Below are 26,696 nucleotides of genomic sequence, written 5' to 3'. Positions count from 1 at the left end.
CTTCCATCGGACAAGCAGCGCCTCGCTGCGGAGGGGCGTTCAGTGGAACCAGGCAACAAGTCGCACATGGTCCGCTCCGTGGAGTTCGCTGAGTGTCCGAATCACGCTCCAGACCGGTCCCCAGTGGGTTTCGTATCCGGCGACCGATTCTCGGCTTCGTGTGCCGGAGCTGTCTGTTTCCTGCCAGTTGACGGAGGCGAGTTCGGCCCAGGTGATATGCGTTGTGCCATGTACGTCGCCCGAGCTGGCGTAGGCGCCGTACTCGGTTCGCAGCCCCTCGGATGCGTCGCTTGGAAAGCCGCGGCCTTCGGCCACGGGGCGGAAGCCGAAGGAGTTGCGGATACCGAAGAGGCAGGCAAGGGCGTCGTAGGCGTTGCCGTTGTTGAGCAGGAAGAGGTCGATGGCGGCGTGCCACACGGAGTCCTCGTCGTCGGGGCCCCAGAGGCGGGCACCTGGTCGACACTCGATCATCCCGCTGACTTCCGTAGACATGTTGGCATCCTGCCTGCACGGCTCACGGCTCACGGCTCAGCACCTGTTTTTCTCCTTGAAAGCCCCTGATCAGCGGCCTGGTGCGAGTATCTTGCGCGCCAGCTCTGACACTCAAGGTGCCAACTCAAGCGCTCAGTCACAGGTGCTGTGACTGAGCGCCATAGATGGCCTGTCTGGCCAACTGCACGCTCACTCTGCCGGATTCCATGGCGCTCAGCCGGGCCTACTACAGCGCTACGCCCCGGCGCCGCATGTCGGCTGTCGACTGCGTGCCTGGGAAGTGTGGAGCAGAGTGATCTTGCGCGTTGTCGGCGAGGCCCTGCGCCTTGGGCGGGTGGCGGCTCCGCACGGCGGGCCCAGCAGCATCCGTGATGCTCGTTGCATGCCCGGGCCGTCCGGGCAGGAGCGTAGCGGCAAGCCTCGAGCCCGCCGGCCGCGCACTTTCCCGGAGGCGTGACCGCAGCGTCAGGACTCTCCGGGTGCGAGAGCCTGCAGGTGGGAGAGCGTGATCCGACGTCGTGGAGGGTCGACGTCCACAATCTTTACGGTGAGGGTGTCTCCGACCTGGATCACGTCCTGGGGCCGCTCCACGTGTTCTTCGGCCAGCTCTGTAAGGTGCACCAACCCTTCAAGACCGTCCTCTCTGTCTTCGATACGAACGAAGGCGCCGAACGGTACGAGTTTGGTCACGACCCCGTTCGTGATCTGCCCGATCTGCCGCAGGAACTGCCGCATAGGGTCCTGCTGCAATGCCTTGAGGGACAGCGACACTGTCTCCCTCACCAGGTCGACGTCGAGGATCTCGGCCGAGATCCTCTGACCGACACTGACGACGTCGGCGGGGTGATTGGTGCGCCGCCAGGACAGCTCGGGAATGTTGATCATCGCGGTGAAGCCCCCGATGTCCACGAAGGTCACACCGAAGCCGGCGATCTCCGTGACCGTGCCTGTGCAGATCTCCCCACGGTGGAGAGTCTTCAGGAACGCCCAGTTCCGGTCGCTCGGCGTCGGATCGGTCCTCCACCGGGCGCGCAGGACGCCGTCGCTGTCGGGCAGGACTGCAGTGAACAGCGGATGACGTTCGTCGACGGACATGGACAGGGCTGCGGCGGCCCGGGCACCTGCCACCTGGGCGGTCAGTTCCGGGTACTCGGACTCGTCGGCGATCGTGCTAGTGATCAACCCATCCTCGTCCTCCCATACGAGCTCCACCGAACCTTCGTCGGGCAGCGTGGCAAGGACCGCGTCGACGTCCGTGGACAGCTCCGGCCAGACGGTCAGCTGGGCACGAGGGGTGAGCCGGGTGCGTACCGCGTCGAGGGTGTCCTCGGTGAGACGGTGCCAGCGGGATGCGTTGTAGAGGTATCCCTCCTCCAGGATCGCTGCCTGCCGCATGGCGATGGACCAGCGCAGACGGGTCCAGAAGACCTCGTCGGCGGGCCGCTGTACGCCAGGTTCATCGAAGTCCGCATCGTAGGGCGAGGTCTGCAGCCGTTCTGGGAAGAGTCCGAGCGCTCGGGCGCGGGCGAGCGCTCTCTCGCAGGGATCCTCGCTGGTGACGTAGACGTACTGGTCCCATCCGACGCGCACGACGAACTTGCCCTCGACCTCCAGGCAGCACCAGGCGCCGTTGTCCCGGAGCATGGCCCGGACCAGCTCGAGACCGACGGACAGCGGCACTTCCGCACCATCGTGGAACCCGCTGAGATCGGGCGGGAAGAGCCCGGCAAGGCCGTGACCGTCGACGGCCGGCTCCAGGCCGAAGTGGGCAACGCTGGCGACCCCCGGCTCACGTATGTGCAGGCGGTCGACGCCAGTGTCCTCGGCGAAAGCGGCAATCGCCTGCAGGTAGGCCGCCTCGACCGGCCCGTGGTCGCTGATCGTGTCCTCAGCGCCGATGTAGCTGCCGTGCTCGTCGCGGTCGGCAGGGTCGTACTTTGTGATCTGGTAGACGAAAGGCGGCACATTGCTCCCGTGGTCGTTGACGAAGCCCGCCTAGCCGGCGGTTGACCTCGTAACGGGAGCGTAGTGCGGCACGGCACACCCCTCGGGTGCTCAAGATCGAGCCGATCCCCGATGCGCCGACCGCGGTGGGAACCGTCTTCCGGAGACCGCGAAAACTGCCCCAGAACGGGCAGCTCCCGCTCCCCTGCGGGCCACCTACACCAACTCAGCAGGGCCATCTGGAGCGCTCAGGGGCCCAAGAAAAACGCTCAGGCACAGCCGGCCAGCCACAGGCGTCTCACCTGACAAGAGTCGCAGTGTTCGAATTACGTTCGATACATTGTTCGCGAATGGGCGAACTACCCCTGCAGCTGGAGGTGGGCGGCATGCCACGAAGCGTCTGTGTCCGATTCCTCCACATCGGCGAGCACGGCATCAAAGCTCTGCCCCCGGACGCGGTGGCGAGACAGTTTGTTGCGTCTGGTGAACCAGGGAAGCGCAGGGTGATCATGACGAGCGACCGCAGCATCCTCCCCCCTCCTCCCCCCTCCTCCCCCTCTCCTCCGCCTCTCCTTCGACCTGCCGCCCGACGCCGACGCCGAACTCCCGGAACGGCTGCGCCGCCTACTGGAGGACTTCACGCCGCGCGTACAGATGCTCGAGGACGGTGCCCTCCTCGACCTCACCGGGGCGACCCGATGGTGCTTCCTTCTCTGGGGGATGCGGTGTGGCGCGAGGCGATACCGACGGATTTACGCAGCTCAGCGCCGGTGCTGACGAGCCCAGTTGGTGCAACAGGTGTGACGCTGTCGCCAAATCGAGTGGCGTCCAGGAGCGCCTCTTGAGGCAGACGCGGCGAGGGCCACCCCGGATCCTTGTGGCTCTGGGCGGCCCTCGCAGGTGAAACGGATTGGTCAGTGGTTGCCGGCGAGTTCGCCGCTGAGCTTCTCGTGGATCTGGGCGCTCGGCTTGTTCAGGCCGATGATCTCGACGGTCTTGCCACGTTGTGCGTACTTGGTCTCGATCGCATCCAGGGCGGCGACGGAGGAGGCGTCCCAGATGTGGGTGGCGGTGAGGTCGATGACGACCTTGTCGGGGTCGGTGGCGTAGTCGAACTGGCCGACGAGGTCACTGGAGGAGGCGAAGAACAGCTCGCCGGTCACGGAGTAGACCACGCTGTCTCCATCGGGGTCGAGGACCGCTGTGACGTTGGCGAGGTGAGCGACACGCTTGGCGAAGATGACCATGGCGGTGATCGTGCCGACGACGACGCCGATGGCGAGGTTGTGGGTAGCGACCACGACCGCGACGGTGAGCACCATGACGGTGATTTCCCCGGCGGGCATCCGCCGCAGCGTCTTGGGTGCGACGGAGTGCCAGTCGAATGTCGCGAACGAGACCATCACCATCACCGCGACCAAGGCGGCCATGGGGATGTCGGAGACGACCGGGCCGAAGACGATGCACAGCACCATCAGGAACGCGCCGGCCAGGAAGGTGGACAGTCGGGTGCGGGCGCCGGAGACCCGTACGTTGATCATCGTCTGGCCGATCATGGCGCAGCCGCCCATGCCGCCGAAGAATCCGGTGACGATGTTGGCGACGCCCTGGCCGATGGACTCGCGGGTCTTGGAGGAGTGGGTGTCGGTGATGTCGTCGACCAGCTTCGCCGTCATCAGTGATTCCATCAGGCCGACCAGTGCCATGGCGAGCGCATAGGGGGCGATGGTGGTCAGGGTGTCCAGGGTGAACGGCACGTCGGGCAGACCGGGTACGGGCAGGGAGGACGGCAGGTCGCCCTTGTCGCCCACGGTCGGCACCGCGATCCCGGCGGCGACCGTGATCACCGTGAGGATGACGATGGACACGAGGGGGGCCGGGATCACCTTGGTGACCTTGGGGAAGAACACCATGAGGGCCAGGCCGCCGATGATCAGCGGGTAGACGGGCCAGGGCACATCGTGCATCTCGGGGACCTGGGCCATGAAGATCAGGATGGCCAGGGCGTTGACGAAGCCGACCATCACGCTGCGTGGCACGAACCGCATCAGTTTCGCGACCCCGAGCGCGCCGAGGAGGATCTGCAAGACGCCGGCCAGGATGACGGCGGCGAGCAGGTAGCCGAAGCCGTGTTCACGGTTGAGCGGGGCGATGACGAGGGCGACGGCGCCGGTCGCGGCGGAGATCATCGCGCGTCGGCCGCCGACGATCGAGATCGTCACGGCCATGGTGAACGAGGCGAACAGGCCGATCGTCGGGTCCACTCCGGCGATGATCGAGAACGAGATCGCCTCGGGGATCAGCGCGAGCGCGACGACAAGGCCGGCCAGGACCTCGGTGCGCCAGACCTTCGGGTCGGACAGCCAGTCGGGGCGCAGGTCTCGCAGTCGCGCGGCCGGGGACAGTGCGGACGTGGACAAGAGCAGGTACCTGTCGTGCTCGGGCACGCTCGGCCGTCGTGGCGGCGTGCGGGAAGGCGCCGGAAGGCCGGGGCGGCCATCCGCGAAGCCCACGTACGGGTGGGCTGAAGTCGGTGAGCAGCAGGCGCGAGCGGAGAGCTCCGAGCGCTGCTTCAAGGGCGAAGAATCACGGCGGGCAGACGGCGGCGCTGGGCGACATGGGCATGCGCACGCTCTCTCCTGCAGGCATCGGACTTCGCCGGAGGCGTCGTCGGCCCCGACACGGCTGTCGGCCGCGGGATCGGTGATCCGGCCGCCGTGGGAACGGGGACGGCTTGGAGCCGACCCCGACGACCACTTACTCTACCCTAACGTTAGAGTAGAGATCGCGCTGGCCGCCTGTGGCCTTGGCGACAGCAGAGAAGGGTGTCCGCGTGAGCAAGCACATGCAGATCGGCGAGGTCGCCGCGCGGTCCGAGCTGTCGCTGCGCACCATCCGGCACTACGAGGAGACCGGCCTCGTCATCCCCTCCGCCCGCTCCCAGGGCGGCTTCCGCCTCTACACCGAGGCCGACGTCGCCCGTCTCATGGTCATCCGCCGCATGAAGCCGCTCGGCTTCACCCTGGACGAGATGCGCGATCTGCTGGACGCCACCGACCGCCTCGACTCGGACGAGGAACTCCCCGCCGGTGAGCGAGAGGCGCTCCTGGGCCGCGTGAGGGAGTACGTACAGGCCGCCGCCCAGAAGATCGAGGATCTGCGGGTGCAGCTGGCCCGCGCCGAGGACTTCGCCGCCACCCTGCACACCCGCCTGGATCACGCGGCGCCTGCCGTCCGGTCCTGACGGGCCGCTACGCGCTCGAGCCGTCCGCCGCGGGCGCTGCATGGGTGGCGGACCTGGGGTCGAGGGCTGCGCTGCGGCTTTTGGGTGTCGGGATGGGGGTGTTGCGCATGAGAAGGAGCGCAGCCAGGGCGAGCAGTCCGGCAGTGGTGCCGCTCCAGGCGATGGTGGAGCCGATCGCGGAGGAAGTGGGCGCGGCGGTGGCCGAGTGGCCCATCAGAGACTGGGCCGAGGCCAGGCCGAAGGCGCCGCCGATCTGCTTGGTGAGGGCGGAGCCGGCGGTGGCTGTGCCCATGTCGGCGCGCGGGACGCAGTTCTGGGTGGCGATGGTGATGCCCCCCATCGCCGGGCCCGCACCGAGGCCGATGATCAGGAGCCATCCGCTGGTCAGCGCCGGTGAAGTTGTCGCGTCCAGGGTGAAGAAGGCGGCCGTGCCGACGGTGAGCAGTGCGGCGCCTGTCAGGAGCGCGGGCTTGACGTGGCCGCTGCGCAGGACGGCGGTGGCAGTGAGCCGGTTGCCCAGCGTCATGCCGATCAGCAGCGGAAGCAGCAGCAGGCCGGATTCGGTGGCCGAGTGGCCTTGGACGTACTGGAAGTACAGCGGCGCGAAGACCCCGACGGGCAGCGCGGCGACCTGGAAGAAGAACCCGGCGGTCAACAGGGCGCTGTAACTGCGGTGTCGGAACAGCCGCAGCGGCAGGACGGGGACGCTCGCGCGGCGCTCGACGGGAACGAGCAGCGCGAGCAGTGTCAGCCCGCCCAGCAGACAGCCCGCCACAGCCGGATCGGTCCAGGACAAGGGGTGGTTGACGGTGGCGTTGCCCTTGAAACCGAGGCCGGTAAGCGCCAGGGCGAGGCCGGTGCTGAGCAGGACGATCCCGGCCGCATCGAGGCGTCCGGAGGGTGTCTGGGCGGGGCGGTTGTCGGGCAGGGCGAGGGCGAGGACGGCTGCCGCCGTCAGTCCGATGGGGAGGTTGAGCCAGAACGCCCATCGCCAGCCGGCATGGTCGGCCAGCAGGCCGCCGACGATCGGGCCGCCCACCATGCCGAGCACCATCATCGTGGCCAGCACCGTCTGCATGCGGATCAGCCCGTCCGCGCGGGAGGGCGGGTAGAGGTCGCGGATCAGCGCCATGCCGAGGGTGAGCAGGGCTCCGGCGCCCAGGCCCTGCACCGCCCGGGAGACGGCCAATGCCTCCATCGAACCGGCCAGGCCGCAGGCGAGCGAGCCGGCCAGGAACACGGCGAGCCCGCCCAGCAGCAGTCGGCGTCGGCCGTACAGATCGGAGAAGCGGCCGTAGACAGGGACGCTGACCGAGGAGGTGAGCAGGTATGCGGTGACCAGCCAGATGTACCAGGAGTCGCCCCCGCCGATCTGTTCGACGATGCGCGGCAGGGCGGTGCCGACAACGGTGCCGTCCAGCATGGCCAGGAAGGCGCAGCCCAGCAGCGCGAAGGTGATCAGTTTCCGGCGCTGGGGTGCGAGCTTGTCGTATGCATCGGGTGTGGTCATCGGGCCTCCTCGGGGGTGGTGAGGGCGCCGTGGAGGAAGAGGTCCACCAGTTCTTCGGTGGTCAGCGGGTCGGGGGCGCCGGGGCGGCCGACGGACATCAGCATGAGCTGGAAGGCGTCTGCGAGCCGTTCCGGGGCGAGGCGCAGGCGATCCTGGTCGGGTGCGAACAGGGCGGCCAGGGCCGAGCGCGGCGCGGCAAGGCCCGCCTCGCGGTCCGGGGAACGACCGTCCTTGCCGGGCTGAACGTGAGCGGGGCGTTCCAGCCGCCCGGCCGTGGCCAGGGCTCCGGCGACGGCGCCCATACGGGTCATGTGGCCGTGCATCACCTCAGCCGCTTCGGCGAGCCGGGACGTGAGCGGCTGGTCCAGCGCGATCGATTCCAGGCGGGCGACGGTGAGGTCGGGGCGCATGGCCTCTGCCATGCAGGCGGCGAGCAGGGCGTCCTTGTCGGCGAAGGCCCGGAAGATCGTGCCCTCTCCGATACCTGCGGCACGGGCGATTTTCGCCGTGGACACGGAGGCGCCGTACTCGATGACGAGGGGGAGGGCCGCGGCGACAATCATCGCGCGGCGCTGATCGGGGGCCATGGGCGCCGCACGGCGCCGGGAAGGAGCTGAAGAGGTGTCTTCCATCCCTTCAGGCTACGGAGTGAGTACTCACTCCGTCAATGTCGAACCCTCGCCAACCTGCTCACCGCTGTCGTACTGCGTGGAGCCGGTGGACGCCCGACAGCGCCCCGAGGGCTACTGACTCGCCACGTCACCCGCCCCCCAGGACCAGCTGGACCTGGACGGCAGCGGTACCTAAGTTCGACGCACCCTCGACAGGTAGGAACCTCTCCGGCGTCTTCGCCGCAGTCGACGTCGTCGACCACACCTGCTGCCAGGCCATCGCCGCTACCGCCGGCGACTGCCAGGCCGCCCCGGGCCGCTCGTGCTGCGCACCGTCATCGACGACTCCCCCGAGGCGATCTCAGCCCTCCTTCGGACCCGGCCCGTGCGGGAACTGCCCGGCGCAGGCGGGAAGACCGCCGCGCTGCTGGGCGAGTACGGACTGCACACCGTCGGCGACGTCGCCGACGTCCCTCAGCACACACTGCAGCGCCTCCTCGGTGCCCGCGCCGGCCGGGTCACCCGTTTCCTGGAAGATGTCGACGGGGTTCTGCGCTTCGAGGGCTTCGTCGAAACGGGGCAATGTGGCGCGTGCCAGGCCGCGGTTGATCAGTGCACTGAGGTTTTCTCAACGAAATGATCTCGTGAGGTGACTCGGTCCAGGGGATCTCGCGAGCCGCGATGAGTACTGCGGCGTCCGGCGGTCGTACTGTCGAACCCGTTACCGAGGAGGACTTCTGATGCGCAGCGTGACCTATTCGATGAGCGTCTCACTTGACGGCTACATCGTCGGGCCGGACGGCGGCTTCGACTGGACGGCGCCCGACGAGGAGGTCTTTCGCTTCGCCACCGACGAGGTGCGAGAGGTCGGCGTCCACCTGTTGGGACGACGACTGTACGAGACGATGCTGTACTGGGAGACCGCCGACCAGAATCCATCGCTCGACTTCTCAACGCTCGAGTTTGCCGCGATCTGGAAGCCGCTCCCCAAGGTGGTGTTCTCCACCACGCTGTCGGCGGTGCAGGGCAATGCCCGCCTGGCCTCCGGCGGCCTGGCGGAGGAGATCGAGCGGTTGCGAGCCGAACCGGGGGACGGCGACATCGCGATCGGCGGCGCGACTCTCGCCGCCGAGGCGGCCGCCTTGGGTCTGATCGACGAGTACCGGGCCAGGGTCTACCCGGTGCTGGTCGGCGGTGGCATTCCGTTCTTTCCCCGGCACGAGCGCCGGGTGGATCTCGAACTCGCCGAGACCCGCACCTTCAGCTCGGGAGTCGTCTACCTCCGCTACCGCGTGGCGCGTTAGCCGACTCGTCCGCCGAGCCCTGGGAAGAACGGGCCGGCCAATGACGAGTTCTCAGCGAAATGATCTGCGCGAAGCGGTGTGAACCACCGCCTGGCGAAGGAGAGTCGGACGGACCACACCCGACCGCAGACGCACGTAGAACCTCAGGTAGGACAGGTCTCACCACAAGATCATGTCCGCAACCACCAGAGGCTTCACTTTGGTCACCTATGTTGCCACGCTCGACGTCCCGCGCCACGGCGTGGACCACCTCTCACGCTTGCCGGCCGCACAGCGGCGGCGGATCGGCACCCCGCGCGGCAGACGGGCACTCGGCCCGTTCCGCCAGGCCGTCCCCGCACACGGGGAGGCCACGGACCTTCTGTCAGGAGTCGCGATCCGCGCACCGGCCTGCCGCGACCCGGGCCGGTGCAGCGCGCACGCGCTCTCGCGAAGGCCAAGACCCATGGATGTTCCGGTGCGCGGCGGGAACAGCCGGTCCGGCCGACACTGTTGCACCGGTCAAGAGACCGGCACCACGCGGGCTCGGAACACAGAGACCAACAAGCCGTCCCGACATGATCCGGGGCTCCCGGGTCCGCGGTACGCCCGGTCGTCCGACATCCGATATCGAGGGGCGACCGCTCATACGCCCGCCGCGGATTCCGACCGAGGCCTTTTCACACAGGAGGATGTTTCATGAATGACTGGCCCTTGACGCTCATGGCGGTACACGCTCACCCCGACGATGAGGCCACTGGAACGGGAGGTGTCCTCGCGCGGTACGCGGCGGAGGGCATTCGCACGGTCCTCGTGACGTGCACCGACGGCGGTTGCGGTGACGGACCGGGGGGTGTCAAGCCGGGCGATCCCGGGCACGATCCGGCGGCCGTCGCCTTGATGCGGCGTGAAGAACTCGCGGCAAGCTGCGAAGTCCTGAAGATCAGTCATCTGGAGATGCTGGACTACGCCGACTCCGGGATGATGGGCTGGCCGACCAATGACGCCCCCGGATCCTTCTGGCAGACCCCCGTGGAGGAGGGCGCTGCCCGACTCGCGGAACTCTTGCGGCGCTACCAGCCCGATGTGGTCGTCACCTACGACGAGAACGGCTTCTACGGCCACCCCGACCACATCCAGGCCAACCGCATCACGATGGCGGCGCTGGCGATGACCGCGCTGACACCGAAGGTGTACTGGACGACGGCGCCCCGCTCGATGATGCAGCGGTTCGGGGAGGTCATGCGCGAGTTCGGGGCGGACGGACAGGAGCCGGATCCCGCTGAGGCCGCCGCGCTGGCCGAGATCGGACTCCCCGACGAGGAGATCACCACCTGGGTGGACACCACCGCGTTCGGCGGCCAGAAGTTCGATGCGCTGGCCGCACACGCCAGCCAGGGCGAGAACATCTTCTTCCTCAGGATGGGCCAGGAGAGGTTCACCGAGTTGATGGGCGTCGAGACCTTCATACGTGTCCAGGACACCACCGGAGCGGCCGTGCCCGAGAACGACCTGTTCGCCGGACTGCGCTGATCCGCCCGCCCACCAGGCGTCAGAGAGCTCTTCGGCGGCCAGCACGAGTCGGCTGTCCGCCGCCCGTGGCAGCGGCACCGCGGCCAGTGCCCGCCGCGACCGGGCGACGTCCACCCGGCCTGCGGCCAGGGCGCCGTAGAGCCCGCCGCGTCTGCGGCGGTGTTCACCCACCAGCGACAGTTCCACCAACGACCGGACCGGGCCGTCCGCACACAGCACGGCATCGGCCAGCTCGAACAACGCATCCGCACGGCTGGTCAGGCAGGAGTGGAACTCGCCCCGGAAGCGTGACAGTGCAGCGAACGACTCCTGCCGGACAACGTGCTGCAGCAGACTCGTTCCCACGGCCTTCGTGCTGAGCGTGTGTATTCCATGGTCGGAGCACATGATCAGCCGAAGGCCGCCTGCGTGTACGGGAGTTACCGACGCGAGTGATCAAGTTCGAGGGGGCATTCGACACCCGAGGTTAAAGATCAAGCTAAGGGCTGTCCCGTAATGATCTCTGGCGTGCTGGCTGGCCTGCTGGTTTCTCCGTTATCCGGCGAGGGCGAGAATGTGCAGGCGGGCGATACCGAGCACGGCGTGGCGAACGCCGCCCTTCAGGCGGCAGTCACGCATGATCTTCCAGGTCTTCATACGGGCGAAGGCGTGCTCGACGCGGGCGCGGACCTTGCGGTGGGAGGCGTTGTGTTCCTCTTTCCAAGCCGGGAGTTCGGCCTGGCCCCTTCTCGCGGCGGTGCGGGATGACCAGACCAGTGCCCCGATAGCCGCCATCTGCGATGACCGTCGCCCGGCCGACGGCGTCCTTCGCGCCGGACAGTTCCCACGCCTTGCAGTCGTTGCGGTTGCGGGTTTGTCAAACGAGCGGTGCAACTGGGGTTGTTGGTTACTGACGGGCTACTGAGAGGCGGCCGTCGAAGGTGATGTCGAAGGCGTTCAATGCGGTCTTCCAGCGCATGGTCCAGCGGGCTTGGCCCTTGCCTGTGGGGTCGAGCGACATGATGGCCATGTAGACGCACTTCAACGCGGCCTGCTCGTTCGGGAAGTGCCCGCGGGCCTTGACCGCCCGCCGGATCCGCGCGTTGACCGACTCGATCGCATTCGTAGTGCAGACGATGCGGCGAATCTCGGTGTCGAACCGCAGGAACGTGGTGAACTCTTCCCAGGCGTTCTCCCACAGTTTCACGATCGCCGGATACTTCCTGCCCCAGGCGTCCGCGAACTCCGCGAACCGCTCCAGGGCCGCGTCTTCGGTGGGGGCGGTGTAGACGGGCTTGAGGAGCTTGGCGATCTTGTCCCAGTCCTGGCGGGCGGCATAGCGGAAGGAGTTCCGCAGCAGGTGGACCACGCAGGTCTGCACGATCGTCTGCGGCCAGACGGTCTCCACCGCCTCGGGCAGGCCCTTGAGCCCGTCGCAGACCAGCATGAGGACGTCGCTGACGCCGCGGTTCTTGATCTCGGTGAGGATGTGCAGCCAATGCCTGGCACCCTCGCCGCCGTCGCCGGCCCACAGCCCGAGGATCTCCCGCCGACGCTCAGCCGTGACCGCCAGGGCCACGTGGATGGGCCGGTTGGCGACCGCGCCGTCACGGATCTTCACGTGGATGGCGTCAATGAAGATCACCGGATAGACGGCGTCCAGCGGGCGGCTCTGCCATTCGGCCATGCCTTCCAGGACTTTGTCGGTGATGGTGGAGATGGTCTGGCGGGAGACCTCGGCGCCATATACCTCGGCCAGGTGGGCCTGGACCTCGCCGGTGGTCAGGCCCTTCGCGGCCAGCGAGATGACCATCTCGTCGATGCCGGTCAGCCGCTTCTGCCGCTTCTTGACGATCTTCGGCTCGAAGGAGCCGTCGCGGTCGCGGGGCACGGTTATCTCCACCGGACCGACGTCGGTCAGCACGGTCTTGGAGCGTTTGCCGTTGCGGGAGTTGCCGCCGTCCTTGCCCGCTGGGTCGTGCTTGTCGTAGCCGAGATGGTCGGTGATCTCGCCCTCCAGGGCGGACTCCAACAGCCGCTTGGTCAGCTGCTGCAGCAGCCCACCCTCGCCGGTCAGCTGCAGGCCCTCGGCCTGGGCTCGGCCCACCAGCTCGTCGATCAGCTGGTCGTCCACAGCCTTCACTGACACAGCCTTCGTGGGCTCGGCGGCCACAAACTCCGACACGTTCTCACTGGTCATCGATGCATCTTCCATGATCGGGAGTTACACCGAACGTTTTACAGTCCCGCCGTTCGCGAAATGTGCGGCGCAGTCTCAAGCGGTGGTGTTGAGGAGGCTCGTGCCCAGCGGGGTCGTGGTGTGGAGGGCGGTGTTGTGGTGGCGGACGGTGATGGTCAGCCCGGCGGTGCGTATAACAGTCGCGTGCTGGCTGGCGCTGGCCGGGGAGATACCGGCATGGCGGGCGAGTTCGGTGGTGGTGCAGCCGGGATGATGGGCGATGGTCCACAGCACGATGGCCCGGGTGTGGCCGAGGAGCGTGGTCAGGGAGTCGGGGACGGTACTGAGGACCCGGGCGGTCTCCGTGGGCGGCAGAGCGAGGTCTGTGTCGTCACAGCGGATGGGGTAGGTCAGATACGGCTGGAGTTCGGCGCTCACGCCCAGTACAGGGGATGCGACCCCGAAGAACGACGGAATCAGCAACAGGCCGCGGCCGGAAAGATGAATGTCGTCGTCCGCACCGCTGGCCATAGCGAGTTCCAGAACAGGCGGCTTCCACTTGATGTGACGGGGGTTGAGCCCGGACAGCGAGGCGTGGAGTCCGCCGTGGGCGGCCTGACGCCTGCGCAGCGATTGGTCCGCAGTGCTGAGGGCATCGATGCGCTGCTGGTAGGGAGCGATGACGTGCTGGTGCACGTGGGCTGCGACATCGGTCAACTCCAGCAGCAGCTCTTTGTCACTGCCGAGCGACTGCGTCCAGGCTGGCACCGGCCGCTGATGGTCGCGGCCAGCCCAGACCTCCATGTCCTTCCGGACCCGGGCAGCAGGCATAGCCCGGATCTGATCCAGCACCTCTCCGATGTCCTCGGCCGCCGGGAGGCCGAGGAAGCCCACCGACCAGCCCGTTGACGGGATCAGATCGAACAACTGCTGCACCTTTGGGGACAGGCGCCGCAACGATTCCCGCCTCCAAGGCCCGAACTGGGTCGGATGACTGCGTTCCTGCAGTTGCCGCAGCGCGATATTCAGCTCAAGAAGTGGACGGGGTGCCTCCGCGAAACGGGTGCGGGCCATGTCCTCGGTGGTGAAGTGGATGCGTACCGGCATGGCACAGAGCATGTCCAGGATGTCGTTATTCGGGCTAGGCCAAATTACGTCGACGCTCGATCAGCCGCCCAGCCATCCTGGCCAACATCCCGCCGGATCGAAAACAAGTACTTAAGGAGTGTTGAGATGTTCAAGAAGCTCGAAGCAGCGGGCAGCCGCCTGCTGGAGCGCCTCGTGCCCTCGGCCGAGGCGTCGGCATGCGGCTGGTACTGCTGGAACGACTGCTGGCAGTGTGGTCACTCCCCTTGCAAGCTGAACACCTGCGCCGGTGGAGACCCGGTGTGTCTGTCGCACCGTTGTCCCTGATCCCACGTCAGTGACGCAAGCCGAGGGCCGCTGTCGCGTTTCGCGCTTCCGGCTCTCGCATCAGTGGACGCCGGCCCGGGCCGCGGCTCGGGCCGGCGTCTGCCACGTTGAAGCCTGCGGCGTCCGGCCGGGCGCCGGTTCGACCCTGCCACGGGAGGGATCTGCGTGCAGTACCTGGCGTTGGGGATCCGCTGTCTGATCGGGGCGGTGTTCGTGGTGTCGTCCGCCAGCAAAGTGGCGGGCCGCGGCGCGTTCGGTGCCTTCGCCGCCTCTGTGCGCGATATGCGGCTGCTGCCGCCGCGGCTGGCCCGGCCGGTGGCCCGCGGCGTGGTCGTGACCGAGTTCGCCATCTGCGCCCTGGTCGTCAGCCCGGCCGCTGCGGCGGCCGGGCTGACACTGGCGGCCATGCTGCTGGGGGTATTCGCGGCCGGCATCACGCTGGCGGTGCGCCGTGGGGTGCGCGCGCCGTGCCGTTGCTTCGGCGTCTCGGCGACCCCGCTCGGGCCCCGGCAAATCGCGCGGAACCTCGTCCTTGCCGCCGTCGCGGTCCTGGGGGCGGTGTGCGGGGCGCTGCCGACGGCCGGTGCCGTGCGGTGGGGCGGGGCGGCCGTGGCGGTGAGCGGTGGCCTGCTGCTCGGCGGGCTGGTCGCCGTGCTAGACGACATCTGCGAACTGTATCGACCCGTCCCCGTCGCCGACGGCCGCCCACGTGCGTCCGCGGCCCGCGGGGAGTCCTAAGGAGGCACACGATGCCCATCTTGACAGCGGCCCTGGTACTCGTAGGAGCGCTCTGCACGCTGGACCTGATCCTCACACTGGGCGTGATCAAACGGCTCCGCGAGCACACAGACCTGCTCGCGAACAACAGCGGCATGGGTGCGCCGGCGCTGGCGGCCGGCGAGGAAGTCGGCGCGTTCACGGCCACCACCATGGACGGCGAGCCACTGACCGGGGAGCAGCTGGCCGAGGACACCTTGGTGGCGTTCTTCTCCCCGACCTGTGGGCCGTGCAAGGAGACCATGCCGAAGTTCGTGCAGTACGCGCCGACGGTGCCCGGCGGGCGTGATCGGGTACTGGCGGTCGTGGTCGGCGAACCCGACGAGACCGCGGGGCCTGTCGGCGCACTGAGTCCGGTGGCCCGCGTGGTGGTCGAGAACGTCGACGGCGCGCTGGGCGAGGCGTTCAAGGTCAAGGCGTACCCCACCGTACTGAAGGTGGGGCGAGGTGGCGACGGCCGGCTCGTCGTGCGCTCCAACGCTGTGGATCTGAGCAGGCCGGACGTGGCGGCGGTATGACCGGGGCCCGGCGCCGCACCCGGGTTCGGTGGACCGGGCCCGGGCAGAAGACGGCCGTCGACGACTCCGGGCGGGGCTGGATGACGCGGGCGCGGGCCTTGGCACGGCGGATCGTGGCTGCGCTCGCGCTCGCAAGCCGGGCCGCACCAGGGACACTGACGCTGTATGGGGTACTGACGCTGACGGCGGGTGTCCTGCCTGTGGCGGCCGCCTGGCTGACCCGGCTGCTGCTGGACGGCTTGGTCCGTGCCGCGCCGTTCGGCGTGCTGGCCGCGCTGGGCGGAGGCCTGGCGGCGGCCGGGGTCGCCGCAGGGATCCTGCCGCAGTCGCTTCAGTATCTGCGGTCCCAGTTGGACCGGGAGGCCGGTCTCCTGGCGCAGGACCGGCTGTTCACCGCGGTGGACGGATTCGCGGGGCTGAGGCGGTTCGAGGATCCACGCTTCCTGGACCGGTTGCGGCTGGCCCAGCAGGCGGGCCGAACGACGGTGAGCCAGGCCGTCGACGGCGTATGCGGGATCGCCCGGGCCACGCTCACCATCACCGGATTCCTCGGCTCACTGTTCGTACTCAGCCCGGTCATGGCAGCGCTCGTCCTGCTCGCAGGAGTGCCCGCGCTACTCGCCGAGCTGATGCTGTCCCGGCAGCGGGCAGGGATGGCCTGGCGGATCGGACCCGTCGAGCGACGGGAGATCTTCTACAGCGAACTGCTCTCCAGCGTAGAGGCAGCCAAGGAGGTGCGACTGTTCGGCTTCGGGGGCTTTCTGCGCGGGCGGATGCTGGCCGAGCGGCGGGCCGGCAATGCCGAGCGGCGGACCATGGACCGGTGGGAGGTCCGCGTCCAGGCCGGGCTGGGCGTGCTGGCCGCCGCGGTGTCCGGCGGCGGACTGCTGTGGTCGGTGCACGCGGCCCGCGCCGGCCAGCTGTCGATCGGCGGCGTCACTATGTTCGTCGCCGCGGTGGCCGGGGTGCAGAGCGCGCTAGCCGCGCTGACGGCCACCGTGGCCGGTGCGCACCACGCCCTGCTGATGTTCGGCCACTATCTGGCGGTGACCACGGCCGGGCCGGACCTGCCCATCGCCGTCCCGCCACGCCCACTGCCTGCCCTGCGCAAGGGAATCGAGCTGCGTGACGTGTGGTTTCGTTACTCCGACGAGCACCCGTGGGTGCTGCGCGGCGTCAACCTGTTCATTCCGCACGGCACGGCGCTGGCCCTGGTCGGGCGCAACGGTGCCGGTAAGTCCACCCTGGTGAAACTCCTGTGCCGGTTCTACGACCCCACCCGCGGGGCGATCCTGTGGGACGGCATCGATCTGCGCGAGGTGGACCCCGCCGACATGCGCCGCCGGATCGGCGCGGTGTTCCAGGACTACATGCACTACGACCTGACCGCGCTCGAGAACATTGCGCTGGGAGATCTGGACGCGCTGCACGACCGGCCGCGCATCGAGGCGGCCGCGGTCCGAGCCGGCATCCACGAGAAACTCGCCGGCCTCCCGCACGGCTACGACACCATGCTGTCGCGGATGTTCTTCATGGAGTCCGACAAGGACGACCCGGCCACCGGCGTGATGCTCTCCGGAGGCCAGTGGCAGCGCTTGGCCCTGGCCCGGGCGCTGCTGCGGGACGGGCACGATCTGATGATTCTCGACGAGCCGTCCGCCGGGCTCGACGCCGAGGCCGAGCACGAGATCCACACCACCCTGCGCCGCCACCGGGTTGGGCGGACCAGCCTGCTGATATCCCACCGGCTCAGTGCCGTGCGTGGCGCTGACTGCATCGTCGTACTCGACGACGGTCAGGTCACCGAAGAGGGCGACCACCCCACGCTGATGATCGCGAACGGGCACTACGCCCGGCTGTTCACCCTGCAGGCCGCCGGATACCGGACCGAAAACGCTGCCCCGTCCGTGCCGACAGGAGGGTCATGACCGCACTGCACCGACCGCATTTCCTCACCCGTTCCCACCAGCGATCGGCGGGCCCGCGTTCGGCACTCCCGTCATGGGCACTGTGGACGGCGCTGCTGGCCGTGGCGGCCGTGAGCTGCGCCCTGCTGCGCACCGGGGCGGGCGGCTGGGCCCTGGCAGCGGCCGTGCCGGCCGTGATGTGTGGCGTCGCCATGACGCTGGTGCTGCTGCGGCGCACGCTGGTAGCGGTGACCGTAAACGGCCCCAGCATGGAACCGGCCTACCACGACGGCGACAGGGTCCTGGTCCGCCGGAATCCGGCGCTCGTGCGCGGAATGGTGGCCGTGGTGGAGCCTCAAAAAGCAAACGGCGGCTGGGCGGCACCGCCACTCAAGTCCTCCGCACGGGCGGCCGAGTTGTCCCGCCGCCGGTGGATCATCAAACGGATCGCCGCGGTGCCGGGCGACCCTGTACCGCGCGAGGCGGTTCCCGCCCTGGCCGCCGCGGGCGAGGACCGGGTTCCGCCCGGCCGTCTGGTGCTGCTCGGAGACAACGCTGACGCCAGCCTCGACTCCCGGCATTACGGCTACTTCCCCACCGACCGCGTCCTGGGCACGGTGCTGCGCCCGCTCGCACCGACGCGGAGTGACGAACAGCGATCAACTCCCCTGCGGTTGCGATGAACGGCCGTGACGCGTGATGGAAACGAACACCGCGCCATCCCGCACCGTCCTGGAGCGGTGCCCTGCCGGAGGCCACCCGGCTCCTAAGGCCAACCGATGAAATGCGCTGACCTGCTGAAACGCGGCCGCCGCCGGGTGGCGATCCCGCGTAAGGGTGTGGAGATTCCCGGTGAACCTCTGTACGCCGACGTCGTCGGTTCGGGTGGTCACGGCCGGTTTCCAGATTGGGAACCGGCTAGTGGCGAAGACTTCGAGCGTGGTGAGGAAGACCGCGAAGGGCGCTGGAAAGCCCCGATCGAAGCGCCCACAGCACCTCGATCGTCTCGGCCTGCTCACGGTTCTGCCGCCGCAGCCGACGCAGTTCCTCCCGCTCCGCGCTCGTGAGCTCGCCCGGCGCCCCCTGCCTGCGGTCGATCGTGTCCTGCTTGACCCAGTTCCGCAGCCCCTCGGCGCTGACCCCGATCTCCCGGGCCACCTCGGTGACGGTCTTGCCGGAGGACCGGACCAGCGCGACCGCGTCGCCCTTGAACTCCTCCGAGTACCGCCTGCTGCGGTTGCTCTTACTTCCCATGACGCTGGGAGGGGTGGTGGTTGGTGTACGGGGTGGTGGCTGGCCTGGTGTGTTGCTGGTGTGTTGAGAGGCGGGGTGAGTGGTTCTGTCAGAAGCCGTATCTCAACCGATCATGGAACGTGCAGGTCGAACAGGTTTCTCGCCGGGGTGATCTTCTGGCGGTCGGCGCATGAAGGCAGGGCCTTTGGTAGCTCGGAGGTGCGAACCGAACCGAGCAGTACCAGGAGGCCCTGTTGTCGCAGTTGTACGCGCTAACGCCTTACGCCCGCTGTTCTCAACTTCGGCTCCCGATCGTGTGATTGCCTCGCGCACGTGTACGGGAATGCGGCCGATCATCCGGACCGGGCCCGCCGCTATCCGTCGGACATGACGGACGCGTAGTGGGCGGCCATCCGGCCGTTGCTGCCGGTGCCAGCCTGGCTTCAGGGGCGGGGCGGACAGCCCGAGGGCTACTGCCACCGTCAGATGTTGGACGCGGTCCGGTATCTGGTCGCGGGCGGGATCTCCTGGCGAGCGATGCCCGCGGACTTCCCCGATTGGGGCTGTGTTTACGCCTTCTTCCGCCGCTGGCGCGAGCACGGGCTGACCACCGAGTTCCATGACCGGCTGCGCGGTCGGGTGCGTGAGCGCGAGGGCCGTGAGGCCGAGCCCACGGCCGGAATCATCGACGCGCAGTCGGTACGGGCCGCCGCGACGGTGCCTGCCGCCTCACGCGGCTACGACGGCGGGAAGAAGGTGCCGGGCCGCAAGCGGCACATCGTGACCGACTGCCTCGGCCTGCTCCTGGTCGTCGCGGTCACCGCCGCGAACATCGGCGACCGGGACGCCGCCGCGGGCCTGCTGACCCGGCTGCGCCGCCTGCACCGCGACATCACCCTCGTCTGGGCCGACGGCGGCTACACCGGCGACCTCGTCGACTGGTGCCGGCAGAAACTCGCCCTCACCCTGCAGATCGTCAAGCGCACCGACGACATGAAGGGATTCGTGGTGCTGCCCAGGCGCTGGGTGGCAGAGCGCACATTCGCATGGCTGATGAACTCCCGCCGCCTGGCGAGGGATTACGAAACTCTGCCCGCTACCAGCGAAGCGATGATCACGCGGATGGGCCGGCGTCTGGCAAGGCCACGGACCGCAGGACAGCGCTGAACGTCCCTGACGACTCCTGCACCAGCCACCCGCGCTCCGCCAGACGCCTGGCCTTCGAGCGCAGCCCCTCGACCTTCGCCGGCGTTGTCTCCAAGCCCAGCTCCACCGCGATCTCCCTGGCCTTCAGCGGCCCTCTGCCCGCTGATCGCCCCTCCTCCAGCACACCCAGAAGCCGCTGATAGTCCGGCGCCAGCACCGTCACCGGCAACCCGTCCCGCCAGGGCGGCACCGTCGAGCCCGGCACGGGAGAGGACACGGGTTCCCACTCCGCCCCGGCCCCGGTCACGGCAGTGGACTCAGCCGCAGAGACAGCCAGGGCCTCGACCAGCTCCTCCCGCGCGATCACCCGCCGGTCCAGCTCGATCTCCGCGGCCTCCAACACCTCAGTCAGCCGCGCGACTTCCTCCCGCAGCCCTTCCACCCGGACCCGGGCAGCCGCCTCCCGCTCCTCCAACATTCCCAGCACCGACGCCACCGCGCACCCCTCGACCATCAAGCGGACACAAGACGCCGCATGCTTCCCTCACTCCGAGCGAAACCATGCCTGACCAGCAGGAATCACACGATCCAGTTCGGTTGAGATACGGCTTCTTAGCGCCGCATCAGACAACGTTCGCCTCGTTGTGAGTTGACGCGCCGCCCGGATGCTGCGCCGGGCGGCGCGGAGCCGTCAGGCAATCGAGTCGCGTATCCCAATTAGCGGTCAAGTCGTCGCGGGGCTCCGGGTGGCCAAGTTCTTTGAGTCATCCAACGGCGACAAGCTCACAGCCATGCCCAGAACCCCTGGGTCCGCCGATCATACGAATGACCAGCTCGGACCCACGCTTGGAAGGTAGGACAAGCTGAGGGCAGCTCACGGGGCCATGACCCCTTTCGGGACATCTGACCGACGGGACGTCGAGCGCCCTGTGCCGTGTGGTGGCGAGGCCTACCGCGCCGTCACCGTGACGTACTCCGTCTTCTTCACCCGGCCGTGATGGCTGACGATCGTCACGGGGTAGCTGCCGGGCTTGAGGCCGGAGCGGACGGTGGCCGTGCCGAAGAAACGCGGATCGTCGCCGTCGGCGCCCTTGCTGTCGTCGTGGCGGAGGTGGAGCACCCCGGTGAACGCCGGGGAGGTGGCGGTCAGCCGCGTCTCCTCGCCCGGGTCCGGGTACTCGTCGTGCCACATGACCGCGACCTGACGCCCGACGCCGACCCGGAAATTGTGCGTGCCGCCCGAGTAGCCCTGGCCGGGGTCGTAGAACTCGGGACCGTACGCCTTGCCCAGGTAGTCGCGGTCGCCGGGCCGGGACGCGCGGACCTTCAGGCGCTTCTCGGCGATGCGGCGGCCGTGCGGGCCGTACAGCTCGAAGGTGTACGTGCCGTCCGCCAGGACGGGCTTGAGCTCCGGCCGCGCCGAGAAGGCCCGCGGGTTGTAGAAGTCCATGTTCTCGTCGTGGACGAGACGCACGGGCCCGGGCAGGGCCGCGGACCGCACGGTGAAGTCGGTGCCCCGCTCACCGGGGTACAGGTCGTCGAAACCCACCCACACCGGCTCCCCCGGGCGGGTCACGTCCCGCGACGCCGGCAGGGTGAAGGAGGGCCGCTGGGATCGTACGACCTGGATCCTGTCGTGGGCCACGGTGCGGCCATGGACTGCGACCGTCAACGGATACCAGCCGGGCTTGTCCGTCATCTTGAGGGTCGCCGGGGCCCAGTAGTGGTCGCCCTCCCATCGCAGCCGTACCGGCCCGCTCAACGCGGGCGACTGGGCGGTCACCGCGTCGCCGCCCTGCGCGTGGCTGACGCCGTAGAGCATCATGTGGACCAGCTGCCCGGGGCGGGCATCGGTCTGGCCGTTGAGGATCAGATCGGGCTTGCCGCTCGTGGTCCCGGGACTGTCGGCGGTGGTGGACGCGGTCTTGTGCACGGTGTGCGCGGAGGCGCCCGTGCTCTGTGCCGCTCCGGCCGTGCTTGCCGCGGTGGCGCACCCGCACAGCAGGAGACCGGCCGCTGTGACGGCCACGGCCCTGGACCAGTTCATCGTTCCCCCAGTAGGTCGGTCACCTATAAAGAGGGCGAAACGGCGCTGCTGGTTACCTTCGGCAGTGGGAGAGGCGCGAAATGCACATTCGTTGGGCGGGCTGCCGGGCGCAGCTGCCGGCCGGCCCGCTGGGTGGAGCGGCTTCGGGAGGGCTACGCGTGCCTGACTGCACGAGGCCACGCGCTCTTCGAGCTCACGGACGCGCTGTTGTGCGCGGACGGACCGGTCGTCTGCGATGCCGGCTACGACGCCCCGCGCCTGGCCCACCTCCTCGATGACCTGCCCGTCGAGGTGCTCGGACGGCTGCACTCAGACCGCGTGATGCGCCGCCCTGCCATGCGCACCACCGCGCTGCCGCAAGGCGGCCGGATCCCCAGGCACGGTCCGGAGTTCCGCCTGGCAAAGCCGGAAACCTGGGGTGATCCCGACACCGCCACGGTGCAGGCCACCGAACGCTACGGGCTGGCCCGCGCCATGGGCTGGGACCGTGTCCACCCATGCCCGTCCACCGGGCTCAAAGAACACACGGCCCGCCACCAGGCACGATGTCGGCAAGACCGACAAACGAGCCGAGTCCCTCACCGAGCACATCCGATTGAAGGGTTAAAGATCAAGCCAAGACGCCCTTCTGCCAAGAAGTGGCACATACTCGGCCGGCGTCCGGAGCGGCACGGAGGCGGCGACCCGACTCCACGGCCGGCTGGGCTGTTTGCAGCAACAGGAAGTGGCGCCGGCATCCGCGGCCGGTGAGGCTTGACCTGCACTGCCGTCGCCCACCTTCGGGAGCCTCGATGCCTCTGCGTCCCGCACGGCCTCTTCGTGCCGTCCTGCGACCACGTCTCGGGTCCGTGTTCGTCATCGCGGCCACCTCTTTGGCGGTACTGGTACCCGCCGCCGCGGGCACCGCCGGCACCGCTGCCGGGCCGGTGGACGACCGTACGCTGCAGCGTCAGATCGACCGGTTCGTGAGCGAGCCGGGCGGTCCTCCCGGAATCATCGCCATGCTGCGCAACGGTCGGCACACCCGCGTGTTGCGGGCCGGCGTCGCCGACCTGGCAACGGGCCGCCTGCCGCATGTGAAGGACCGCATGCGGATCGCGAGCACGGCCAAGGCCTTCAGCGGAGCGGTGGCACTGTCCCTCGTCGACCGCGGCGCACTGGGTCTGGACGACACCTTGCGCAAGCGCCTCCCGCAGCTCCCGGACACCTGGGGCCAGGTGACGCTGCGGCAGCTGCTGAACCACACCAGCGGCCTGCCGGACTACTTGCAGGACCCCGAGTTCGCCGCGGTGCTCGCGGCCGACCCGCGCCACCACTTCGACTCCCGCCACCTGCTCGACTACGTGGCCGACGAGCCCCTGCGGTTCAGCCCGGGCAGCCGGTACGAGTACTCCAACTCCGACAACATCGCCGTCGCCCTGATGGCAGAAGCGGTCACCGGTACCCCGTACGAACAACTCCTGCGGCAACTGGTCTACAGGCCGCTGGAGCTGCGCGACACCAGCCTCCCGCATGGCTACCGCATGCCCGAGCCCTACCTGCACGGGTACGACGTGAGTGACCCCACGTCTCCAAAGGACATCAGCGAACTCTTCAGCGCCTCCGGTGCATGGGCATCCGGCGGCATCATCTCCACTCCGGTCGACATGACCCGCTTCATCCGCGGCTACGCCTCAGGCGCGCTCTACGGCAAGGGCATCGTGCGGGAGCAGCGCCGGTGGATCACAGGGGCGTCCGAACCCGCCGGTCCGGGACGCAACACCGCGGGACTGGGCATCTTCCGCTACACGACACGGTGCGGCGTCGTGCTGGGCCACACCGGCAACTTCCCGGGCTACACGCAACTGGTGGCCGCCACTCCTGACGGCCGGCGCTCACTGACGTTCTCGATCACGAGCCAGATCAACAGGACCAGCGATCCCGCGCGGCTCGAGCAACTGCGCGCCATCCAGGAGAACTCCGTCTGCGCACTGCTGCGCGACGGGCGGTGAGTGCGTTACACGTAGAACGGCCCCGGCGTGCTCCATGTGGAGTGAGCACGGAACGCGGACCGTTCCAGCCGCACGCTCGATCGACTCGACCACCACACCGCGCGGCGGCCTGAACAGCCATGACAGGGGTGGCGCATCCCCAGCACTGCCGCCTCCGCGACGGTGAGCCGATCGGCCGCGACGAGCTTCATGAACGGCCCGCTTCTCGGACGGAGCCGGGAGAAGCGTTACCGGGCCGGCGCCCCGGTCCGGAGCCATGCCGTGGCGCGTCAGAGGGTGATCCCACTGCTCGGCTTGTCGGGGGCATGACTTAACCTGCACTCATTCGCCACATGCACTCCACCGGTCACACCCATTCGCTGCGGCCGCCCGGTGCGGTGGCACCAGACCAATTTTCGCTCCGGGGGGTTCGAAAACACCATGCACAGACGCACTCTCACGGCCGCTACGACGCTGGCGATCGTCTTGGGCTCAGTGGCGCTCAGCACCACACCGGCGTCCGCCGACACCAGCAGGCCCATCGCCGTCTCGGACGCGGACGACACCGTCGTCGACGGCCTGCACCAGCAGCTGTACTTCAGCGATCGGTACCAGAATCGGATCGTCGTCACCGACTACACCGGTAAGGTCACCGCCACCCTCACCGACCTGCCGCAGGTCCGGGACCTGGAGCTGAGCCCGGACTCCGGGACGCTGTATGCCGCGATCCAAGGGGCCGACAAGATCGTCGCTTTCGACACGGCGACCCTCGCCCGGAGCGCCGAATACGCGACCGGTGAGAAGACCGCTCCCTCCCGACTCGCCTACGCCGAAGGCAAGTTGTGGTTCGGCTACGGCGACCAGTGGGACTCCGGACTCGGCGTCGTGGACCTGACGGCCCAGAGCCCGACGGTGACGCTCGACCTGGCTGCCGGGCACGACTTCGCCACTCCGCCCGAGCTGTACGCCGACCCCGACAACCCGGGCACACTGCTGGCCCTCGACTCGGGCATCAGCTCCGGCCCGATCATCGTCTACGACGTCTCGACCGGCACCCCGGCCATCCGCGTCTCCGCGAACAAGGGCGGCTTCTACAACGACGCGGCCCTCACCCCGGACGGTCAGAACGTCGTCGTGGCGGGCCCGGGCAACCGGGCGCTCACCGAGTACCGGCTCTCCGACCTGGAGCAGGTGCGCACCTACCCGGTCGCCTCCGAACCGGAGACGGTCAGCATCGCCGAGGACGGCACGGTCGCGGCCACCGTCCTCGACACCGACAACCTCGGCGACACCTACGTCTTCGGCAACGACCCCGCGCGCCCGCCCAGCATCCGTAACTTGTCGTCCAACTGGATGCCCTGGTTCGGGCACTCGATGAACTGGTCGCACGACGGCACCCAGCTGTTCGTGCTGACCGGGTCCAACGAATCCACCCAGTTCCACGCCGTCGACGCTCCCCGCAAGTACGTCACCACACTGACGGTCGACGCCCCCGCCACGGCCACCCGGGCCAAGTCCCTCACCGTCAAGGGCAGTCTCACCTCCGGCCTGGCTCTGCCCGCCGGGACCCCGCTGGCCGTCACCCGAACCGACATGGAGTCACCGAACGGAAAGTCGCTCGGCACCAGGCCCCTCGGATCGGGCGGCAGCTTCTCCTTCACGGACATCCCGCCGGCCGGCGGCACCGTCAAGTACACGGTGACCTACGCGGGCGACGCGTCCCACACCGCGGTCACCGCCTCCGACACGGTCGCCGTCTCGCGCGCCACGTCGAGCCTGACCCTGAACAACAACGGCAAGCTCTACGCCTACGGTGCCGACGTCGCCTTCACCGCGCGCCTCGGCACCACGTACACGAACCGTTCCGTGGAGATCTGGGCCGACCCAGCCGGCGCCGACAAGCCGAAGAAGCTCGTCAAGACCGGCAAGGTCAACTCCAGCGGCAACCTGTCGGTCACCCTCGACATGAGCCGTGACACCACCCTGACCGCGGTGTTCAAGGGCGACGCCCGCTATGCCCCGAAGTCGGTCACGGCCACGGCCTACGCCAAGGTGAAGGTCTCGACGACCCTCTCCAAGCACTACAAGACCGGCAAGATCGGCAACACGACGTACCAGTACTTCCACAAGAACACGGACGTCATCTGCACCACGACGATGAGCTACTACAAGGGCCGCAAGCAGCGGGTCCAGCTCCAGGTGTACTCGGGCGGCAAGTGGTACGACACCGCCAGCGAGTACTTCGCCCTCGGCACCAACGGCAAGTCGGTCGTCAACCTGGGCCACGCCGGTCAGTCCGGCATCCGCGCCCGTGTTCGCTCCTCCTACATCGACAGCAGTTCCGGGGACACGGTGAACTCCACCACTCATGGCGCTTGGAAGTACTTCTACTTCTCCAACTAGGCCATGCACGCCGGGCCGTGTGCCGGCCCCCTGCCGGGCTTCTGCCCGGCAGGGGGCCGGCACCGGCGCCGCGGCCACGGAGCCCTGTGCTGCGCAGCCACGGGCGGACAGACGTCGCCCGACGGCGTCCGCGCCGGCCGGGCTTCCGCTGCCCAGGGCTGCGGAAGCCCGGCTGGTGCCGGCCGCAGACGTCCGCCGTGCACGCTCCATATATGCGGCGTGTGCACGATGTTGACGCCCTGCCACACCGCGCGTCCTTGCGGGCGCTGGCCGGGGCCCTTCCTCGCCCGACCACGTCGTTGCGGGTCGGCCGGGCCGTCACCCGAAAGTGGGTAACACCGCCGCGCCGGTGAGAGCTCCGGGAGCCCGCGTCCGATGTGCCGGGCACACCGTGAGCGTGATCCGGGACAGGCTCGCGCAGAACCGGGCCCGCCGGGAACCTGCCGGTTCACCGCGCGTCACGCCGGGCCATGCGCACCCGTTCCGCCAGACCGCCGGCCGGCGGCA

Annotated in this window: 22 protein-coding genes and 4 pseudogenes; 14 read left to right on the top strand and 12 right to left on the bottom strand. The window is 68.6% G+C overall.

Annotated features, from left to right (window positions below; translation table 11 throughout):
• Positions 1 to 39: 39 nt before the first annotated feature.
• The 3 genes from OG289_RS48455 to OG289_RS48445 all read right to left on the bottom strand — a co-directional run bounded on the left by OG289_RS48455 (position 40) and on the right by OG289_RS48445 (position 4,856).
• Positions 40 to 525 carry a hypothetical protein gene (locus OG289_RS48455; RefSeq protein WP_327320383.1) on the bottom strand — a complete coding sequence of 162 codons (486 nt, stop codon included), beginning with the start codon at positions 523 to 525 and terminating at the stop codon, positions 40 to 42.
• A gap of 432 nt (positions 526 to 957) precedes the next feature.
• The gene (locus OG289_RS48450; protein ID WP_327320382.1) at positions 958 to 2,457 is read right to left on the bottom strand and encodes a S1 RNA-binding domain-containing protein; all 1,500 of its coding nucleotides are present in this window, start codon (positions 2,455 to 2,457) and stop codon (positions 958 to 960) included.
• A gap of 893 nt (positions 2,458 to 3,350) precedes the next feature.
• Positions 3,351 to 4,856: a SulP family inorganic anion transporter gene (locus OG289_RS48445; RefSeq protein ID WP_327320381.1), complete on the bottom strand. Its 1,506-nt coding sequence runs from the start codon at positions 4,854 to 4,856 to the stop codon at positions 3,351 to 3,353.
• Positions 4,857 to 5,281: 425 nt separating this feature from the next.
• On the opposite strand from OG289_RS48445, the gene OG289_RS48440 reads away from it, so the two are divergent.
• Positions 5,282 to 5,680, top strand: coding sequence for a MerR family transcriptional regulator (locus tag OG289_RS48440; protein WP_327321026.1), 399 nt, complete (start codon positions 5,282 to 5,284; stop codon positions 5,678 to 5,680).
• A 7-nt stretch (positions 5,681 to 5,687) separates the two neighbouring features.
• Here OG289_RS48440 and OG289_RS48435 read toward each other — a convergent pair whose 3' ends face one another.
• Together OG289_RS48435 and OG289_RS48430 are read right to left on the bottom strand one after the other, a co-directional pair.
• On the bottom strand, positions 5,688 to 7,190 hold the full coding sequence (locus tag OG289_RS48435) for an MFS transporter (RefSeq protein WP_327320380.1): 1,503 nt from the start codon (positions 7,188 to 7,190) through the stop codon (positions 5,688 to 5,690).
• Positions 7,187 to 7,822: a TetR/AcrR family transcriptional regulator gene (locus OG289_RS48430; protein ID WP_327320379.1), complete on the bottom strand. Its 636-nt coding sequence runs from the start codon at positions 7,820 to 7,822 to the stop codon at positions 7,187 to 7,189. Before OG289_RS48430 ends, OG289_RS48435 begins: the two co-directional genes overlap by 4 nt.
• A gap of 145 nt (positions 7,823 to 7,967) precedes the next feature.
• On the opposite strand from OG289_RS48430, the pseudogene OG289_RS48425 reads away from it, so the two are divergent.
• From OG289_RS48425 to OG289_RS48410, 4 genes and pseudogenes are all read left to right on the top strand, one after another.
• Positions 7,968 to 8,112: pseudogene (locus OG289_RS48425) on the top strand (thioredoxin-disulfide reductase); the annotation flags it as partial.
• A gap of 11 nt (positions 8,113 to 8,123) precedes the next feature.
• Positions 8,124 to 8,441, top strand: a complete 318-nt coding sequence (locus tag OG289_RS49975) for a DNA polymerase thumb domain-containing protein (RefSeq protein WP_442819052.1) — start codon at positions 8,124 to 8,126, stop codon at positions 8,439 to 8,441.
• A gap of 100 nt (positions 8,442 to 8,541) precedes the next feature.
• A complete protein-coding gene (locus OG289_RS48415; protein ID WP_327320377.1) occupies positions 8,542 to 9,105 on the top strand; it encodes a dihydrofolate reductase family protein in 564 nt (187 codons plus the stop codon).
• A 678-nt stretch (positions 9,106 to 9,783) separates the two neighbouring features.
• Positions 9,784 to 10,617, top strand: a complete 834-nt coding sequence (locus OG289_RS48410) for a PIG-L family deacetylase (protein WP_327320376.1) — start codon at positions 9,784 to 9,786, stop codon at positions 10,615 to 10,617.
• A 32-nt stretch (positions 10,618 to 10,649) separates the two neighbouring features.
• On the opposite strand, the pseudogene OG289_RS48405 reads toward OG289_RS48410, so the two are convergent.
• The 4 genes and pseudogenes from OG289_RS48405 to OG289_RS48390 form a co-directional block, all read right to left on the bottom strand.
• A pseudogene (locus OG289_RS48405) lies at positions 10,650 to 11,004 on the bottom strand (transposase); the annotation flags it as partial.
• A 147-nt stretch (positions 11,005 to 11,151) separates the two neighbouring features.
• Positions 11,152 to 11,464, bottom strand: a pseudogene (locus OG289_RS48400) (transposase family protein); the annotation flags it as partial.
• Between the two features lie 39 nt (positions 11,465 to 11,503).
• A complete protein-coding gene (locus tag OG289_RS48395) occupies positions 11,504 to 12,796 on the bottom strand; it encodes an IS256 family transposase (protein ID WP_327320375.1) in 1,293 nt (430 codons plus the stop codon).
• Positions 12,797 to 12,871: 75 nt separating this feature from the next.
• Positions 12,872 to 13,882 (bottom strand): winged helix-turn-helix domain-containing protein, encoded by a 1,011-nt coding sequence (locus tag OG289_RS48390; protein ID WP_327320374.1) that lies wholly within the window; start codon positions 13,880 to 13,882, stop codon positions 12,872 to 12,874.
• Between the two features lie 126 nt (positions 13,883 to 14,008).
• On the opposite strand from OG289_RS48390, the gene OG289_RS48385 reads away from it, so the two are divergent.
• The 5 genes from OG289_RS48385 (at position 14,009) to OG289_RS48365 (ending at position 18,073) form a co-directional block, all read left to right on the top strand.
• Positions 14,009 to 14,188, top strand: coding sequence for a hypothetical protein (locus OG289_RS48385; protein WP_327320373.1), 180 nt, complete (start codon positions 14,009 to 14,011; stop codon positions 14,186 to 14,188).
• Between the two features lie 165 nt (positions 14,189 to 14,353).
• On the top strand, positions 14,354 to 14,926 hold the full coding sequence (locus OG289_RS48380) for a MauE/DoxX family redox-associated membrane protein (RefSeq protein ID WP_327320372.1): 573 nt from the start codon (positions 14,354 to 14,356) through the stop codon (positions 14,924 to 14,926).
• 11 nt (positions 14,927 to 14,937) lie between these two features.
• Positions 14,938 to 15,483, top strand: coding sequence for a TlpA family protein disulfide reductase (locus OG289_RS48375; protein WP_327320371.1), 546 nt, complete (start codon positions 14,938 to 14,940; stop codon positions 15,481 to 15,483).
• Between the two features lie 80 nt (positions 15,484 to 15,563).
• Entirely contained in the window at positions 15,564 to 17,411 is a 1,848-nt protein-coding gene (locus tag OG289_RS48370; RefSeq protein ID WP_327321025.1) for an ABC transporter ATP-binding protein, read from the top strand.
• Positions 17,408 to 18,073, top strand: coding sequence for a S26 family signal peptidase (locus OG289_RS48365; protein WP_327320370.1), 666 nt, complete (start codon positions 17,408 to 17,410; stop codon positions 18,071 to 18,073). Before OG289_RS48370 ends, OG289_RS48365 begins: the two co-directional genes overlap by 4 nt.
• Positions 18,074 to 18,308: 235 nt before the next feature.
• Here OG289_RS48365 and OG289_RS48360 read toward each other — a convergent pair whose 3' ends face one another.
• Positions 18,309 to 18,644: a transposase gene (locus OG289_RS48360; RefSeq protein ID WP_327320369.1), complete on the bottom strand. Its 336-nt coding sequence runs from the start codon at positions 18,642 to 18,644 to the stop codon at positions 18,309 to 18,311.
• A 390-nt stretch (positions 18,645 to 19,034) separates the two neighbouring features.
• Here OG289_RS48360 and OG289_RS48355 point away from each other — a divergent pair, with 390 nt between their 5' ends.
• Complete coding sequence (locus OG289_RS48355; RefSeq protein WP_442819136.1) at positions 19,035 to 19,790, top strand: IS5 family transposase; 756 nt, start codon at positions 19,035 to 19,037, stop codon at positions 19,788 to 19,790.
• On the opposite strand, the gene OG289_RS48350 is transcribed toward OG289_RS48355, so the two are convergent.
• A complete protein-coding gene (locus tag OG289_RS48350) occupies positions 19,738 to 20,283 on the bottom strand; it encodes a hypothetical protein (RefSeq protein WP_327321024.1) in 546 nt (181 codons plus the stop codon). The genes OG289_RS48355 and OG289_RS48350 overlap by 53 nt on opposite strands.
• 435 nt (positions 20,284 to 20,718) lie before the next feature.
• Positions 20,719 to 21,816, bottom strand: a complete 1,098-nt coding sequence (locus tag OG289_RS48345; protein ID WP_327320367.1) for a hypothetical protein — start codon at positions 21,814 to 21,816, stop codon at positions 20,719 to 20,721.
• Between the two features lie 225 nt (positions 21,817 to 22,041).
• Here OG289_RS48345 and OG289_RS48340 point away from each other — a divergent pair.
• From OG289_RS48340 to OG289_RS48330, 3 genes and pseudogenes are all read left to right on the top strand, one after another.
• Positions 22,042 to 22,314 (top strand): annotated as a pseudogene (locus OG289_RS48340) (transposase); the annotation flags it as partial.
• 293 nt (positions 22,315 to 22,607) lie between these two features.
• Complete coding sequence (locus OG289_RS48335; RefSeq protein ID WP_327320366.1) at positions 22,608 to 23,807, top strand: serine hydrolase domain-containing protein; 1,200 nt, start codon at positions 22,608 to 22,610, stop codon at positions 23,805 to 23,807.
• A 420-nt stretch (positions 23,808 to 24,227) separates the two neighbouring features.
• The gene (locus tag OG289_RS48330; protein WP_327320365.1) at positions 24,228 to 26,189 is read left to right on the top strand and encodes a YncE family protein; all 1,962 of its coding nucleotides are present in this window, start codon (positions 24,228 to 24,230) and stop codon (positions 26,187 to 26,189) included.
• The last annotated feature ends 507 nt before the right edge of the window (positions 26,190 to 26,696 follow it).

The organism is Streptomyces sp. NBC_01235 (assembly GCF_035989285.1).
Taxonomy (GTDB): Bacteria; Actinomycetota; Actinomycetes; order Streptomycetales; family Streptomycetaceae; genus Streptomyces.
Note: the sequence above shows the minus strand (reverse complement) of the source record. Positions and strands in the feature narration are given on the sequence as shown.

Coding starts and splice junctions, on each gene's coding strand:
- OG289_RS48440 (WP_327321026.1), top strand. CDS start 5,282: ATGCAGATCGGCGAGGTCGCCGCGCGGTCCGAGCTGTCGCTGCGCACC.
- OG289_RS48435 (WP_327320380.1), bottom strand. CDS start 7,190: ATGACCACACCCGATGCATACGACAAGCTCGCACCCCAGCGCCGGAAA.
- OG289_RS48430 (WP_327320379.1), bottom strand. CDS start 7,822: ATGGAAGACACCTCTTCAGCTCCTTCCCGGCGCCGTGCGGCGCCCATG.
- OG289_RS48415 (WP_327320377.1), top strand. CDS start 8,542: ATGCGCAGCGTGACCTATTCGATGAGCGTCTCACTTGACGGCTACATC.
- OG289_RS48410 (WP_327320376.1), top strand. CDS start 9,784: ATGAATGACTGGCCCTTGACGCTCATGGCGGTACACGCTCACCCCGAC.
- OG289_RS48395 (WP_327320375.1), bottom strand. CDS start 12,796: ATGACCAGTGAGAACGTGTCGGAGTTTGTGGCCGCCGAGCCCACGAAG.
- OG289_RS48390 (WP_327320374.1), bottom strand. CDS start 13,882: ATGCCGGTACGCATCCACTTCACCACCGAGGACATGGCCCGCACCCGT.
- OG289_RS48385 (WP_327320373.1), top strand. CDS start 14,009: ATGTTCAAGAAGCTCGAAGCAGCGGGCAGCCGCCTGCTGGAGCGCCTC.
- OG289_RS48375 (WP_327320371.1), top strand. CDS start 14,938: ATGCCCATCTTGACAGCGGCCCTGGTACTCGTAGGAGCGCTCTGCACG.
- OG289_RS48370 (WP_327321025.1), top strand. CDS start 15,564: ATGACGCGGGCGCGGGCCTTGGCACGGCGGATCGTGGCTGCGCTCGCG.
- OG289_RS48365 (WP_327320370.1), top strand. CDS start 17,408: ATGACCGCACTGCACCGACCGCATTTCCTCACCCGTTCCCACCAGCGA.
- OG289_RS48360 (WP_327320369.1), bottom strand. CDS start 18,644: ATGGGAAGTAAGAGCAACCGCAGCAGGCGGTACTCGGAGGAGTTCAAG.
- OG289_RS48350 (WP_327321024.1), bottom strand. CDS start 20,283: ATGGTCGAGGGGTGCGCGGTGGCGTCGGTGCTGGGAATGTTGGAGGAG.
- OG289_RS48345 (WP_327320367.1), bottom strand. CDS start 21,816: ATGAACTGGTCCAGGGCCGTGGCCGTCACAGCGGCCGGTCTCCTGCTG.
- OG289_RS48335 (WP_327320366.1), top strand. CDS start 22,608: ATGCCTCTGCGTCCCGCACGGCCTCTTCGTGCCGTCCTGCGACCACGT.
- OG289_RS48330 (WP_327320365.1), top strand. CDS start 24,228: ATGCACAGACGCACTCTCACGGCCGCTACGACGCTGGCGATCGTCTTG.